A 14,537-nucleotide genomic window follows, 5' to 3' on the forward strand; every position below is an offset into this window, starting at 1 on the left:
GTGGGGCGAATTATAGACTTCCAGAATCTGCCGTCAAGCCCTGATTTCGCTTTTCTATCAATAACTTGCAGAAAGCCGGAAAACACTTCGTTTAGCCCTCTATATAGGAGAGCGGCACCGCTCCCTCTATATAGAAGAGAACCGCAAAGCCCCCAACCTCCCGGAAAGCAGCCACAAAAACGCACCCAGATCCAACGCCCGCTTCAGGGGGCGATTGAGAACCAGAAAGGGAATTCAGGGAAAAAGGAGCCGAGCTTGAAATGAAAGTGGTGTCCCAGGGCAGGTTCGAACTGCCAACCTTCCCCTTAGGAGGGGGATGCTCTATCCAATTGAGCTACTGAGACACAAGTCGCCCGCGAGAACCGCGATGCGATGACGGCGAGCATGTTAACGGGCAGCCCCGCTTTTGTCATGTCGTCCTTAGGCTTTTTAAGTGTAGGCAAGCGCCTCATGCCCCCACGGCGTTATCTACCGTGCAAATTGCACCACCTCAAAACGCCATCATTGCAAATTGCACTGGCACCTTTTGGAAATTTAACCCCAATCCATTGTTTTTAAAGGATTTAATAGCCGTTAGACTCTTGGCATGCGGACTGCTTTAGCTATTCTCCAAGAACAATGGAGGATAACCCCATGAACAGCGCCCTTTTACTCTCGAATGCGATCGCCTTGACTGTGCTGCTTGGCTTTCAATTGATCCCCGAGGGTAACGCTGAAGTGGTTGCCCAGCGCATGCCTCATTACCTCCAGCTTCAGAAAGCCCCCCAACTGGCGGTCATGAGTGATCAGCACGTTTTTGCAAACCAGGAAGTGAGCCAAGAGAACTCTCTGCTACAGACACTGCCTTCCGAACGATTGGTATTTTGACTTTCACAACCAGGAGCACCACATGTCCAAATCAGCCACTGGATTTTTTATCCTGGCCTTGTTGAGTGGCATCCTTCATCTAGTCCTGGATCAGGACACACTACTTGCCCTGCCCTTGATTGCCTGCGGCGTCTTTGGTGCATTGTTCGTGCTCGCGTTGATCGCCGGGCGTCGAATCAAATTTGATCCGGTTTTACACTAAGCCCCAGCAGACTCAGAAGATTGTTGACCGTGACAGCCAAGTCGCCAGAGTTATCGAGTCGAAGGATTTGCGTTTCGCAGATTGAATGATCAACTGCGAATAGCCTGTTGCGCCGAAGCCTGGCTTCAATGTCCTCCAGGCTCTCGCGCCCCCGTCGCAACAACCGCTCGCGCAGCACTCCATCCTTGACCGTCAGCAACACCGGCAGCATCGCCGGATAGCGCGCCAGCGCAACGGGCAGATGCCCGCGAGAGCCATTGACCAGAACATGGCGCCCATTTTGGAGCCATTGATCGATTTCGACGGGAATCCCGTAATCCAGTCCGTTGGCGCGCCAGGAAAGCGAGAAGCCGCCCTCCTCCTTGCGCCGCTCGAACTCCTCAGGAGTAACCCCAATGGCGTCCTCGCCCACGGATTCGGCTGAACGCGTGATGACCCTACGTACCACTTCGCAACCCAGCGCCTGCAAAGGCTGCCGAGCTGCCTCGATGAGACTGTCTTTACCCGACCCCGAAGGCCCCATCAGATAAATCAATCTGCCATCCATCCTGAAATCATCCCGCACTACAGGTTCGCCTCTAGTAAATCGGCCATTTGCCACTATCCTATATAAGGTAAGGAACGATGATCGAATCCGCATAGCATGCACCTTCAGGCGTCCTTGGACATCACCTGCCGGGCAAGAGGACGCGGTCAGAGATATGGACCAAGGCAAGCTTTTCAAACCAGTCCGCATTTCTGATAATTGGTGCTGGCATAACGCCTTTATCCAGTTCAATATTTGTCACAGAATTGACGCCAATGAACTGGCTGCTTTGAGGCATGATGCGAGCCTCTATCAATTCAGGTTGAACATTTGGCCAGAGTGCTTGTCACATCAGACATCCTGCGGCTAATCCCGAGAACCGCTCCCCTGAACTAACCGGTTAAATATATGCGCCCATTGAAACAGGCAATTTATTCCAGCCGTACGGCTGACAAGTTTGTCGTACGTCTGCCAGACGGAATGCGTGAACGCATTGCCGAGGTGGCTCGCAATCATCATCGCAGCATGAACTCCGAAATCATTGCGCGCCTTGAGCAGAGTCTTATTCAGGAAGGTGCACTGGGCGAAGAGCTGAGCATGCGCCTGGACAGCCCGGAGCTGTCGTTGCACGAACGCGAACTGTTGCAACGCTTCCGTCAACTCTCCCACCGTCAGCAAAACGCTCTTGTTTCGCTGATCGCCCATGACGCTGAAATGGCCGCAGACGCGTCCTGATCCACCCCAAAAAATTCAAGCCGGCATAACCGCTGGCTTTTTTTTGCCTTGAATTTGAGGCACAAAAAAGCCCGCCAATGTGGCGGGCTTCAAGATGCGAGTCAAAGCAGGAAGATGGTAGCCAACCCAAGGAATATGAAGAACCCACCACTGTCGGTCATGGCCGTGATCATTACACTGGCACCCATTGCCGGGTCGCGACCGAGCCGCGCCAACGTCATGGGAATCAGCACCCCCATCAACGCCGCCAGCAACAGATTAAGTGTCATCGCTGCCGTCATCACTACGCCAAGGGACCAACTGCCATAGAGCAGATAGGCGACGACCCCAATGACCCCGCCCCAGACCAGGCCGTTGATCAAACCTACCGCGAGTTCTTTGCGCATCAAGCGCGAGGTATTGCCGGTACTGACCTGATCCAGCGCCATGGCCCGAACGATCATGGTGATCGTCTGGTTACCCGAGTTGCCACCAATACCCGCCACGATCGGCATCAACGCCGCGAGTGCCACCAGCTTCTCGATGGAGCCTTCGAACAGGCCAATTACCCGGGATGCTACGAAAGCAGTCACCAGGTTCACTGCCAGCCAGGACCAGCGGTTACGCAGGGATTTCCAGACTGACGCGAAAATGTCTTCTTCTTCGCGCAGACCCGCCATGTTGAGAACTTCGTTTTCGCTCTCTTCACGAATCAGGTCGACCATTTCATCAATGGTCAGACGGCCGATCAGCTTACCGTTCTTGTCGACCACCGGTGCAGAGATCAAGTCGTAACGCTCGAACGCCTGAGCGGCATCATAGGCATCTTCATCCGGGTGAAAACTCACCGGATCACTGGCCATGACTTCAGCAACCTGTTTATCCGGATCGTTGACCAGTAAGCGCTTGATTGGCAGCACGCCCTTGAGCACGCCGTCATAGTCGACCACGAACAACTTGTCGGTGTGCCCCGGTAACTCCTTGAGACGACGCAGATAGCGTAGAACCACTTCGAGACTGACATCCTCACGGATAGTCACCATCTCGAAGTCCATCAGAGCACCGACCTGGTCCTCGTCATAGGACAACGCGGAGCGAACGCGCTCACGCTGTTGGCCGTCAAGGGTTTCCATCAGCTCATGGACGACGTCTCGCGGCAGCTCGGAGGCCAGGTCAGCAAGTTCGTCGGCATCCATATCCTTGGCCGCAGCCAGAAGCTCGTGATCGTCCATGTCGGCAATCAGCGTTTCACGAACCGAATCGGATACTTCGAGAAGGATGTCGCCGTCACGATCAGCCTTGACCAATTGCCAGAGCGTCAGACGATCGCCCAGCGGCAAGGCTTCAAGGATGTAGGCAACGTCAGCGGAGTGCAGATCATCAAGCTTACGCTGCAGCTCGACGAGGTTTTGCCGGTGAACCAGGTTCTCGACCCGGTCGTGATGTGGGCCTTCCTGGCGATGAGTCAGGTCTTCGACCACTCGCTGACGCTGCAACAGCTCAACGACTTGAGCCAGGCGGTCCTGCAAGCTTTCCTGCGTTTTCTTTACTTCAACTTCAGACATAGGCGAACTCCACTCCCAGCAGCGGGGCACGCCGGAAGGATCAATCAGTCAATTCATGATTGGAAAAACGGGGTACTGAGTAACTACTGGGTAAGTCCATGGAGGTTTTCCATAAGCCCCGGCGGGGCTGACGGGCGCAATGATACACCGCCTGACGGTTTAAAACGTTAAAAAATCGTGGCTGAAACAAGCGCTTGCAAGACAAACCTGAGCGCTGTCCTATCCATGAAACTGCGACGACTTATCCTGAAAAGAAAACACACGGCGGCCGAAAAATGTAGCGACTACCCTTCAGAGGGAACGTCATGGAGGACGCCGAATGCCATCAAACACACACCTTCTGCTGCTGATCACCCTTCTCTGCTTACCGCCCTGGGCGCTTGCGGCGACCATACACCGATGTGAGGCAGCCGATGGACGCCTCACCTTCACTACACTGAGCTGCAAGGCTGAGGAGCGTCTTTCACCTCAGGTCGTAAGCCCATATATGCCAGGCACCAGCATTGCGATCATGCCTGAGGCCAGCACCCGGGAAATACCAGGTACGAACTTAAAAAGAAGGGAGCCAACCGTCGTCGGCCAACCCGAGGACAAGTGTGGAAACCTGATCGACGCCAAACAACGGCGCGAAGCGATCATCAATCAGCGCGTCGTTGCCGGCATGAGTCAGCAGGACGTCGAAAGCTCACTCGGCAAACCGGACAAGATCAGTATTCGCAATTCTGCCACGAGCTACCGCTATGACCTCAAGCGAGGCCGAAGTGCTCACGTCGATTTCGATGAGAAAGGATGCGTCAAAGGAAAAGCCAAATCCCAGACGGCAAAAAGCCCGCGTTAAACGCGGGCTTTTTGGTGTTTGGTGCACTCGACAGGATTCGAACCTGTGACCGCTCGGTTCGTAGCCGAGTACTCTATCCAGCTGAGCTACGAGTGCATTTTGTGTTTTTAAACCAGACCACAACTGGCTGAAGCAAAGTCGCTCGCATTACTGCAAACAACTCTTAAATGGTGCACTCGACAGGATTCGAACCTGTGACCGCTCGGTTCGTAGCCGAGTACTCTATCCAGCTGAGCTACGAGTGCATTTGTTGCCGCGCATTATAGGCCGTCTAATCTCTATGTCAAACACTTTTTCTAGTAATTTCAACAACTTACCGAAGAAGCCAGATTACAACGTACTACGCAAATAATGGCGGAGAACGGGGGATTCGAACCCCCGACACCCTTTTGAGGTGTACTCCCTTAGCAGGGGAGCGCCTTCGGCCACTCGGCCAGCTCTCCGCAACACGGGGCGTATCTTAACCAACCTTTTCCCCGTTTGCAAACATAAAAAACGATAAAAATTAATGGCTTGGTTCGTCGTCCTTCTCTTTCTTGATCCGCAAGTAGATTTCCTCGCGGTGAACAGCAACCTCTTTAGGCGCGTTAACGCCAATACGCACTTGATTTCCTTTAACGCCGAGCACGGTCACAGTGATTTCGCCATCACCAATAATCAGGCTTTCTGCGCACCGACGAGTCAGAATCAGCATACCTTTCTCCTCACGCATTTCAGTTCAGGGACAACAGTCTGCAAAAAAAAGGCACTTGACCTACAACCGGAACGATCGCAGCCCTACATGCCTGAGTATTGACCAGCGCGAGCAAAAGAACAGAGTCCTGGGTCGCGCCATTCAAAAAAGACGAAGGGCGCGGTCAGACCGCGCCCTTCGGTAAACGCATCACTCGCCCTGACGGGCAGGCGCGTCCAGTTCGAAAGCCGTGTGCAGCGCGCGCACAGCCAGTTCCAGGTACTTCTCTTCGATCACCACGGAGACTTTGATTTCCGACGTCGAGATCATCTGGATGTTGATGCTTTCCTTGGCCAGGGATTCGAACATGCGGCTGGCCACGCCTGCGTGAGAACGCATGCCGACGCCAACGATCGAAACCTTGGCGATCTTGATGTCACCCACGACTTCACGGGCACCGATCTCGCGAGCGGTGTTTTCCAGCACGGTTTGCGCGGCCTGGAAGTCATTGCGGTGCACGGTGAAGGTGAAGTCGGTGGTGTTATCGTGCGCAACGTTCTGCACGATCATGTCGACTTCGATGTTCGCGCCGCTGATCGGCCCAAGAATCTTGAACGCCACACCCGGGGTGTCTGGCACGCCACGGATGGTCAGCTTGGCTTCATCGCGGTTGAAAGCGATGCCGGAAATGATCGGCTGTTCCATGGTTTCCTCTTCATCAATAGTAATGAGGGTGCCCGGACCCTCCTTGAAGCTGTGCAGTACGCGCAGCGGAACGTTGTACTTGCCGGCGAATTCCACCGCACGGATCTGCAACACCTTGGAACCGAGGCTGGCCATTTCCAGCATCTCTTCGAAGGTAATCTTGTCCAGGCGCTGGGCCACGGACACCACGCGCGGGTCAGTGGTATAGACGCCGTCCACATCGGTGTAGATCTGGCATTCATCAGCCTTCAGGGCCGCTGCCAGCGCCACGCCGGTGGTGTCGGAACCGCCACGACCGAGGGTGGTGATGTTGCCGTGCTCGTCGACGCCCTGGAAACCGGCGACAACCACCACGCGACCTGCCTTCAAGTCACCGCGGATCTTCTGATCGTCAATCTGCAAGATACGCGCTTTATTGTGCGCGCTGTCCGTCAGAATCCGTACCTGATTGCCGGTGTAGGACACCGCTGGCACGCCGCGCTTGATCAGCGCCATGGCCAACAGGGCAATCGTCACCTGCTCACCGGTGGAGACGATCACATCCAGCTCACGGGGAACTGGCTGATTGTCGCCACTGATTTGCTTGGCCAGATCGATCAGACGGTTGGTCTCGCCGCTCATTGCAGACAGCACAACCACCAGGTCATCGCCGGCATCGCGGAATTTCTTAACCTTGTCGGCGACCTGCTCGATTCTCTCGACAGTGCCGACCGAGGTGCCTCCAAATTTCTGTACGATCAAAGCCATTTCAAAGCCGCCTCTGCCCATGAAGGGCGCCCAATAATCACTCAAACAGTTGCCGGACCCGCCACTAGACCGCGCGCCCGGCCAACCGCCTTATAAACCCTGCTCTACAAATGGAACGGTCAGGGCCAATGCCGCGTCCAGTGCGCCGGCGTCTACACCACCGCCCTGCGCCATGTCCGGACGACCACCGCCCTTCCCGCCCACTGCCGCAGCGGCTTGCTTCATCAAATCACCGGCTTTGAGTTGGCCAGTCAGGTCCTTGGTTACGCCTGCAACCAGAACGACCTTTTCCTCATGGACACTGCCGAGCAGGATCACTGCGCGGCCGAGTTTGTTTTTCAATTGATCGACCAGCGCCAGCAGCGCCTTGCCGTCCTGGCCGTCCAGACGCACGGCCAGCACTTTCACGCCTTTGACATCCAGCGCCGAAGCCGACAGATCGTCGCCCGCCGCGCTGGCTGCCTTGGCCTGCAACTGCTCGAGTTGCTTCTCCAGCAGACGGTTGCGCTCCAGCACAGCCGACAGCTTGTCGATCAGGTTGTCGCGGCTGCCCTTGACCAGGTTGGCCGCTTCCTTGAGTTGTTCTTCCGCAGCGTTCAAGTATGCCAGCGCTTGCGCGCCGGTGACCGCTTCGATACGACGTACGCCGGAGGCCACACCGCCTTCGCTGATGATTTTCAGCAGGCCGATGTCGCCGGTACGGTTGGCGTGGATGCCACCGCACAGCTCGACGGAGAAATCACCGCCCATGCTCAGCACGCGCACGTTGTCGCCGTACTTCTCGCCAAACAGCGCCATGGCGCCTTTTTGCTTGGCGGTCTCGATATCGGTTTCTTCGGTTTCAACCGCGGAGTTCTTGCGAATCTCGGCGTTGACGATGTCTTCCAGGGCTTTCAACTGCTCAGGCTTGATGGCTTCGAAGTGGCTGAAGTCAAAGCGCAGGCGCTGACTGTCGACCAACGAGCCTTTCTGCTGAACGTGATCGCCCAGCACCTGACGCAATGCCGCGTGCAGCAAGTGCGTCGCCGAGTGGTTCAGCGAGGTGGCGTGCCGCACATCGGCATCGACATGGGTTTCTACCGGCGCGCCGATGGTCAGGCTACCCAACACCGCTACACCGTGGTGCAGGAAAGCACCGCCGGTCTTGGTGGTGTCGCGCACGTCAAAACGGCTGCTGCCGACTTGCAGATAACCGCAATCGCCGATCTGGCCGCCGGACTCCGCGTAGAAAGGGGTCTGATTCAGAACGATCACGCCCTCTTCGCCTTCACTCAAGACGTCGACCGACTGGCCTTCTTTATAGATAGCGACAATTTTCGCCGAACCGCTGGTGGCCTTGTAGCCGGTGAACTCGGTCGCCACGTCTACTTTGACCAACGTGTTGTAGTCCAGACCGAACGAACTGGCCGAACGCGCACGTACGCGCTGAGCTTCCATTTCGCGCTCGAAACCGACTTCATCGACAGTCAGGTTGCGTTCGCGGGCGATGTCAGCGGTCAGGTCCATCGGGAAACCGTAGGTGTCATACAGCTTGAACACCACGTCGCCCGGCACCACGGTGCCTTTGAGTTCCAGCAAATCCTGCTCGAGAATCTTCAGGCCGTGCTCCAGAGTCTTGGAGAACTGCTCTTCTTCGGCCTTGAGTACGCGCTCGATGTTGGATTGCTGCTGCTTGAGTTCCGGGAAGGCTTCGCCCATCTCGGCCACCAGCGCTGCAACAATCTTGTAGAAGAAGCTGCCGGTCGCACCCAGCTTGTTACCGTGACGGCACGCGCGACGAATGATACGGCGCAGTACATAGCCGCGACCTTCGTTGGAAGGCAACACGCCATCGGCAATCAGGAAACCGCACGAACGGATGTGGTCGGAAACCACTTTCAGCGAAGACTGGTCGTCATTGCTGCAGCCAATGGCCTGGGCCGAAGCGCTCAACAGGTTCTTGAACAGGTCGATTTCGTAGTTGGAATGAACGTGCTGCATCACCGCACTGATCCGCTCCAGGCCCATGCCGGTATCGACCGACGGCGCTGGCAGCGGATGCAACACGCCGTCGGCGGTGCGGTTGAACTGCATGAACACGTTGTTCCAGATCTCGATATAACGGTCGCCGTCTTCTTCCGGCGAACCCGGGGGGCCGCCCCAGATGTGGTCGCCGTGATCGTAGAAAATCTCGGTGCAAGGACCGCACGGGCCGGTATCGCCCATGGTCCAGAAGTTGTCGGACGCGTATGGCGCGCCTTTGTTGTCGCCGATGCGAATCATGCGCTCGACAGGCACACCGATTTCTTTGGTCCAGATGTCATAGGCCTCGTCGTCCGAGGCGTAGACCGTTACCCAGAGTTTTTCCTTGGGCAGCTTCAGGACACCGGTCAGGAAGGTCCAGGCGTAGGTGATCGCGTCGTGCTTGAAATAGTCACCGAAGCTGAAGTTACCCAGCATTTCAAAGAACGTGTGGTGACGAGCGGTATAACCGACGTTTTCCAGGTCACTGTTCTTGCCACCGGCACGCACGCACTTCTGGCTGCTGGTCGCACGGGTGTACGCACGTTTTTCCTGGCCCAGGAAGCAGTCCTTGAACTGGTTCATCCCCGCGTTAGTGAACAGCAGGGTTGGGTCGTTGCCCGGAATCAAAGAGCTGGAGGCTACACGGGTGTGGCCTTGCTCTTCGAAGAAGCGAAGGAAGGCTTCACGGATTTCTGCGCTTTTCATTAGGTTCTTCCACGGAGGCTGCGGCCAAAGGCCTGTGCAAAACGTCATCAGACGAAGCGACGGCAAAGGGCCGCATTATATCGGCCCTGCGCGCGGGGTACAGCGTGTTTATACGATAGAAACGGTCAATTGGACGGCTAACGCTGTCAGTTGCGCGAAAACTCGACGAATGTAGCGATGACCTGCTCGATTTGCGCGCGGCTGACGTCCATGTGCGTGACCATCCGTAGACGCCCGGCAGCGCTCAGCTTGATGCCGCGCTCGCCAGCGAACGCTTTAATCGCTTCGGCCTTGTCGCCCATGGCGACGTAAACCATGTTGGTCTGCACTGGCTCGACTTCATAACCGGCTTTGCTCAGGCCTTCAGCAAGAAATTGCGCATTGGCGTGGTCGTCGGCCAGGCGCTGGACGTTATTGTCCAAAGCGTAAAGGCCTGCTGCGGCAAGGAGCCCGGACTGGCGCATACCGCCGCCGACCATTTTACGCAGGCGGCGTGCCTTGGCGATGAACTCGACCGAACCACACAACACCGAACCAACTGGCGCGCCCAGCCCCTTGGACAGACAGACCGACACCGAGTCGAAGTGTTGAGTGATCTCCCGGGCATCGACACCCAGTTTGACTGCGGCGTTGTAGAGGCGCGCGCCGTCCAGGTGCAGGGCCAGGCCGTGTTCTCGGGTGAAACTACGCGCTCGGGCCAGATACTCCAGTGGCAAGACCTTGCCCTGCATGGTGTTTTCCAGGGCCAGCAAACGGGTGCGGGCAAAATGGAAATCGTCCGGCTTGATCGTCGCGGCAACCTGGGCCAGGTCCAGGGAACCGTCAGCCTGCAATTCCAGCGGCTGCGGCTGGATCGAACCGAGCACTGCAGCACCGCCACCTTCGTACTTATAAGTGTGGGCCTGTTGGCCGACGATATATTCCTCACCGCGTTCGCAGTGCGCCATCAATCCCAGCAAGTTGCTCATGGTGCCCGTCGGGACGAACAGCGCGGCGGCAAAACCCAGCCGTTTGGCCAGTTCCGCTTCCAGACGATTGACCGTCGGATCTTCACCATAAACGTCGTCACCGGTAGCCGCCGCAGTCATGGCGTCGAGCATTCCCTGGGACGGCTGGGTGACGGTGTCGCTGCGAAGATCGATAACGCTCATGAATCTGGCCTCGGTAAGCAGGGGAAATCCCTATCCAGGTTGAGTTACTGCGGTCATGCCGACGAATAATCAACCCTTGGGCGGAGAAAAGGCGCTTTGTACCTTCGGAAAACTCGATATCAATCATCAGAAAGCAGCAATGCGCACGCAGGAAATATGTGTTAAAAACGCTTCGCCGCCAAACATTCTGGCGGCAAAACGTTCTCAGGGCGGGGTGCAACTCCCCACCGGCGGTAATTGCGCGCAATGCGCATAGCCCGCGAGCGCTTGGTGACAGCACGGCTTCGGCGGTGACTGGCGGCAAGGTCAGCAGACCCGGTGTGATCCCGGGGCCGACGGTCATAGTCCGGATGAAGAGAGAACGGGATTGGCGCCAAAGGGCCGTCTGCGAGCATTTTTTGCGAGCACGCGTACCCTTAAATCCCATTCGATTCATAAGCCCTGTTTTTCACACAAACAGGAACCAGAACATGCAACCCACCGCAATCGATAGCAAAAGCAAAAACCATCAGGGCGAGCGCGTCGCGTTCATCCAGGCCTGCTGGCACAAGGAAATCGTCGATCAGAGCCGTAAAGGCTTCCTCACCGAAATGATTGCCCAGGGCTATCAGGAATCGGACATCGATTTCTTCGAAGTCGGCGGCGCCTTTGAAATCCCGTTGCACGCCAAGCTGCTGGCCAAGTCCGGTCGTTATGCTGGCATCGTTGCCGCCGGCCTGGTGGTGGACGGCGGGATCTACCGTCACGAATTCGTCGCCCAATCGGTAATCAGCGGCCTGATGCAGGTGCAGCTGGAAACCGAAGTGCCGGTGTTCTCGGTGGTCCTGACCCCGCACCACTTCCATGCCGGCGAAGAACATCAGAAGTTCTTCTTCGAGCATTTCGTGCATAAAGGCCAGGAAGCGGCGAAGACGTGTGCGGATACGTTGCACAAGACCCGTGCATTGCGTCGTAGCGAGCCACGCGCAGTCGCGGTCTAGTCAGTGATCGTCCCCACGCTCCGCGTGGGGATGCATCCCGTGACGCTCTGCGTCACATCCAGAGCCGAACGCGGAGCGTCCGTGGCGGCATTCCCACGCGGAGCGTGGGAACGATCAGTCAGGCGAGGTTTTCGTCGGTGGTCGGCACGATCAGGATGCCAGCGCGCAGCCCGTTCTTCACCTTGGGGTTCGGGAAGATAATCCGGGCGCCCTTCTCTTCGATGATCCAGCGGGTCTGGGCGATGTCCTCGGCCAGCACGTAACCCACTTCCAATTCCGAAAAGTTCTCGATGTCCGCGGGCAGGTTCAAGCGGAAGCTGTCGCTGTGCTTGATGATTTCCCGCGCCACGCTAAATAGCTGCAAACCGTCCAGCGACGCTTCGGCCACGGGCGGCTCGTTGCCTTCGATGATCTGTTTGAGTCGGGTTTCCAGCAGATCGACATTGACCCCGTCGTTCTGCCCGAATGGCCGGGCCTTGCCCAGTTCGAGGGTAAAAGCCTCGGCATCGAGCTTGTCGTAGGTGTAAGAGCTGAAGACGATGGATGGTTTGTTCTGCAACAGCACCGCTTCCATGCCAGCAGCACGCAGGCGCGCCAGCTCCAGACGCGAGTGCTGGCGACCTTCTTTCCACGGGTACAACGCGAATTGCTCGATCTTCGAGCCACGAATCGCCGTGTGCAGGTCGTAGTGCAGACGGTCGCGGTCCGGCAGGCTAAAGAAACTCGCCGCCAGTCGCTCCAGTTCACAAGCACGCAGGGCTTCGGAACCGCTGCTTTGTTCGTGACGGCCATTGAACAGCCGATTGACGTCCTGCTCGATGTAACGCTCGCCGCGACGGATCGCCTCGGGGTTGCCGAACAGGAACAGAATACGTGCGCGCGGTTTAAGATCGCCACGGGCGATGTCATGCAACAGGCGATCAAGCAACTCGATCGGCGCTGTTTCGTTGCCATGGATACCGGCCGATAACAGCAGGTCCAGGCCATTGTCGCGAGCTTCAGGTGGCCGGACTTCCAGCGCACCTTCGCTCAACCAGCGCATCCGCACGCCTTCGACAGTCAGTTGAGTCTTCTCCGCCGGTTCGCGGCCGGCGAGGGTCAGTTCAAGCAGTTTGCCGAGGGCGAGCATAGAGCGATTTCCTTAGTGGTCGTGTGCGCAATCCGGGCCGTGCACGTGGTCTTCGTCACCGACTTCGGCCGGTTCCATTTCCAGTTGCAGACTTACCAGATTAGTCGCCAATGGGCGCAGCAGCAGGTTTGCGTATTCGGCATCGCCTTCTTCGACGTCCACGCCGATCAACAACTGGCCGCGGCCGTCTTGCTGGATCCACAGCTCTTTGCCTTGCCACATGACCGCGACGCGGGTGCAGGAAGTTTCCAGTTGCGTGCCGTCGGTGTCTTCAAGGATCAGCTGCAGGGTATCGCTCATGTCTTTTTACGCTCTCGTTTGAGATGAAGCAGCGCGCGTCCGGATAGAAAGCGCGCCGTCGATCAATTGATCTGGAATGGATAAACCGCGCCCAGTTTAAGGATTTGCGTCAGTTCATCCAGTGCCGTCCGGCATTCAAGCAGCAATTGCGGGTCCGCCAGATCGTTTTCGGTCATGCGGTCGCGGTAATGCTTGTCGACCCATTCGGTCAGCGTGCCGTACAACGGTGCCGTCATGATAACCCCTGGGTTGACCGCCGCCAGTTCGGTTTCGTTGAGGGCCACGCGAAGTCTCAGGCAAGCCGGGCCACCGCCGTTCTGCATGCTCTGCTTGAGGTCGAAGACTTTCACTTCGCGGATCAGCCCGCCAGAGCTGGTCAAACCTTGCAGGTACTGCCAGACGCGCTCGTTGCCACGGCATTCTTCCGGCACGATCAACAGCATCGAGCCGTCAGGACGCGACAGCAGCTGGCTATTGAACAGGTAGGAACGAACCGCGTCTTCTACGGTTACCGCGGAACGCGGAACGCAGACAGACTGAAATTTCCCACCGACTTTGGCGAGTTTTCCGGAAAGCTCGGCCAGCATCTGTTCGGTGTCGAGGAATGCATCCTCGTGATAGAACAAAACTTCGCCGTTACCCACGGCGATCACGTCATTGTGAAACACGCCCTGATCGATCACCGATGGGTTCTGCTGGGCGTACACCACGCCGTCATCGCTCAAACCGTGCAAACGAGCAACGGCCTGGGACGCTTCGAGGGTCTGGCGCGCCGGGTATTTCTGCGGTGCCGGGTAACGGTTATCGAAGGCACTGCGACCGAACACGAAGAACTCGACACCGGCCTCGCCGTATTCACGGCAAAAACGCGTGTGGTTGGCCGCGCCTTCATCACCGAACTGCGCCACGGCCGGTAATGCGGCGTGGTGAGCAAAGTGCTGCTGGTTAGCGAACATGGCGCCCAGCACGCGGCTGGTGGTCGGGTGTTCGATGCTGCGGTGGTATTTGCAGTTCAGGTTGGCGGCAGTGAAATGCACGCGGCCATCGGCGGTGTCGGCACTCGGGCTGACAGTGGCGGCGTTGGCGACCCACATGCTCGATGCGGAGCAACTGGCGACCAGCAACGGCATCGCTTCTTTCGCGGCCTGCTGGATGACCTGGGCGTCGGTACCGCTGAAACCCAAACGGCGCAGTGCGGCGACGTCCGGACGTTCTTGCGGTGCCAGCACGCCTTGCTGAAAGCCCATTTCCATCAGCGCTTTCATTTTCGCCAGGCCCTGCAACGCCGCTTCCTTCGGGTTCGAAGACTGCTGGCTGTTGCTCTGGGACGCGACGTTGCCGTAGGACAGGCCGCCGTAGTTATGGGTCGGCCCCACTAGACCGTCAAAATTGACTTCATAGGATTTCATCAGCGAGGCTCCACGAGAATCT

15 protein-coding genes, 4 tRNA genes and 1 riboswitch are annotated in these 14,537 nt (G+C 57.3%); of the genes, 5 read left to right on the forward strand and 14 right to left on the reverse strand.

The annotated features are described in order from the left end of the window. Nucleotides 1-267 precede the first annotated feature (267 nt). Nucleotides 268-344 (reverse strand) — tRNA-Arg (locus tag ACA071_RS23615). Nucleotides 345-633: 289 nt separating this feature from the next. Here ACA071_RS23615 and ACA071_RS23620 point away from each other — a divergent pair. Beyond that, a complete protein-coding gene (locus ACA071_RS23620) occupies nucleotides 634-867 on the forward strand; it encodes a hypothetical protein (RefSeq protein ID WP_497641353.1) in 234 nt (77 codons plus the stop codon). Nucleotides 868-889: 22 nt separating this feature from the next. Further along, nucleotides 890-1,069, forward strand: a complete 180-nt coding sequence (locus ACA071_RS23625; protein ID WP_497641354.1) for a PA3371 family protein — start codon at nucleotides 890-892, stop codon at nucleotides 1,067-1,069. Here the strand turns inward: ACA071_RS23625 and phnN are convergent. Together phnN and ACA071_RS23635 are read right to left on the reverse strand one after the other, a co-directional pair. Next, entirely contained in the window at nucleotides 1,044-1,616 is a 573-nt protein-coding gene (phnN, locus tag ACA071_RS23630) for a phosphonate metabolism protein/1,5-bisphosphokinase (PRPP-forming) PhnN (protein ID WP_497641355.1), read from the reverse strand. The genes ACA071_RS23625 and phnN overlap by 26 nt on opposite strands. Before the next feature lie 121 nt (nucleotides 1,617-1,737). Further along, nucleotides 1,738-1,893, reverse strand: coding sequence for a hypothetical protein (locus ACA071_RS23635; protein ID WP_497641356.1), 156 nt, complete (start codon nucleotides 1,891-1,893; stop codon nucleotides 1,738-1,740). Nucleotides 1,894-2,003: 110 nt separating this feature from the next. Between ACA071_RS23635 and ACA071_RS23640 the strand changes: the two genes are divergently transcribed. Then, nucleotides 2,004-2,330, forward strand: a complete 327-nt coding sequence (locus ACA071_RS23640; RefSeq protein WP_003178899.1) for an Arc family DNA-binding protein — start codon at nucleotides 2,004-2,006, stop codon at nucleotides 2,328-2,330. Nucleotides 2,331-2,431: 101 nt separating this feature from the next. Here the strand turns inward: ACA071_RS23640 and mgtE are convergent, their stop codons facing one another. Continuing rightward, nucleotides 2,432-3,874, reverse strand: coding sequence for a magnesium transporter (gene mgtE, locus ACA071_RS23645; RefSeq protein WP_497641357.1), 1,443 nt, complete (start codon nucleotides 3,872-3,874; stop codon nucleotides 2,432-2,434). 319 nt (nucleotides 3,875-4,193) lie between these two features. Here mgtE and ACA071_RS23650 point away from each other — a divergent pair, with 319 nt between their 5' ends. Then, nucleotides 4,194-4,712 (forward strand): cell envelope protein SmpA, encoded by a 519-nt coding sequence (locus ACA071_RS23650; RefSeq protein WP_497641358.1) that lies wholly within the window; start codon nucleotides 4,194-4,196, stop codon nucleotides 4,710-4,712. 19 nt (nucleotides 4,713-4,731) lie between these two features. On the opposite strand, the gene ACA071_RS23655 is transcribed toward ACA071_RS23650, so the two are convergent. From ACA071_RS23655 to ltaE, 7 genes are all read right to left on the reverse strand, one after another. After that, nucleotides 4,732-4,808: transfer RNA gene (locus ACA071_RS23655), tRNA-Arg, on the reverse strand. A gap of 72 nt (nucleotides 4,809-4,880) precedes the next feature. After that, nucleotides 4,881-4,957, reverse strand: a tRNA-Arg gene (locus ACA071_RS23660). Between the two features lie 107 nt (nucleotides 4,958-5,064). Continuing rightward, a tRNA-Ser gene (locus tag ACA071_RS23665) sits at nucleotides 5,065-5,155 on the reverse strand. A 62-nt stretch (nucleotides 5,156-5,217) separates the two neighbouring features. After that, entirely contained in the window at nucleotides 5,218-5,406 is a 189-nt protein-coding gene (gene csrA, locus ACA071_RS23670) for a carbon storage regulator CsrA (protein WP_003178872.1), read from the reverse strand. Nucleotides 5,407-5,595: 189 nt separating this feature from the next. Further along, nucleotides 5,596-6,837, reverse strand: coding sequence for an aspartate kinase (locus tag ACA071_RS23675; RefSeq protein ID WP_123407338.1), 1,242 nt, complete (start codon nucleotides 6,835-6,837; stop codon nucleotides 5,596-5,598). Nucleotides 6,838-6,927: 90 nt separating this feature from the next. After that, nucleotides 6,928-9,546 carry an alanine--tRNA ligase gene (gene alaS, locus ACA071_RS23680; RefSeq protein ID WP_497641359.1) on the reverse strand — a complete coding sequence of 873 codons (2,619 nt, stop codon included), beginning with the start codon at nucleotides 9,544-9,546 and terminating at the stop codon, nucleotides 6,928-6,930. A gap of 146 nt (nucleotides 9,547-9,692) precedes the next feature. Next, complete coding sequence (ltaE, locus tag ACA071_RS23685) at nucleotides 9,693-10,697, reverse strand: low-specificity L-threonine aldolase (protein WP_497641360.1); 1,005 nt, start codon at nucleotides 10,695-10,697, stop codon at nucleotides 9,693-9,695. A 196-nt stretch (nucleotides 10,698-10,893) separates the two neighbouring features. Further along, a riboswitch (FMN riboswitch) is annotated at nucleotides 10,894-11,064 on the forward strand. A gap of 103 nt (nucleotides 11,065-11,167) precedes the next feature. On the opposite strand from ltaE, the gene ACA071_RS23690 reads away from it, so the two are divergent. After that, nucleotides 11,168-11,677, forward strand: coding sequence for a 6,7-dimethyl-8-ribityllumazine synthase (locus tag ACA071_RS23690; RefSeq protein ID WP_497641361.1), 510 nt, complete (start codon nucleotides 11,168-11,170; stop codon nucleotides 11,675-11,677). Nucleotides 11,678-11,795: 118 nt separating this feature from the next. Here the strand turns inward: ACA071_RS23690 and astE are convergent, their stop codons facing one another. The 3 genes from astE to astB all read right to left on the reverse strand — a co-directional run bounded on the left by astE (nucleotide 11,796) and on the right by astB (nucleotide 14,515). After that, on the reverse strand, nucleotides 11,796-12,806 hold the full coding sequence (gene astE / locus ACA071_RS23695; protein WP_497641362.1) for a succinylglutamate desuccinylase: 1,011 nt from the start codon (nucleotides 12,804-12,806) through the stop codon (nucleotides 11,796-11,798). Between the two features lie 12 nt (nucleotides 12,807-12,818). Then, nucleotides 12,819-13,106 (reverse strand): hypothetical protein, encoded by a 288-nt coding sequence (locus ACA071_RS23700; protein ID WP_033056735.1) that lies wholly within the window; start codon nucleotides 13,104-13,106, stop codon nucleotides 12,819-12,821. Between the two features lie 62 nt (nucleotides 13,107-13,168). Further along, nucleotides 13,169-14,515 (reverse strand): N-succinylarginine dihydrolase, encoded by a 1,347-nt coding sequence (astB, locus tag ACA071_RS23705; RefSeq protein WP_497641363.1) that lies wholly within the window; start codon nucleotides 14,513-14,515, stop codon nucleotides 13,169-13,171. Between the last annotated feature and the right edge of the window lie 22 nt (nucleotides 14,516-14,537).

The organism is Pseudomonas sp. LBUM1646, assembly GCF_059716165.1.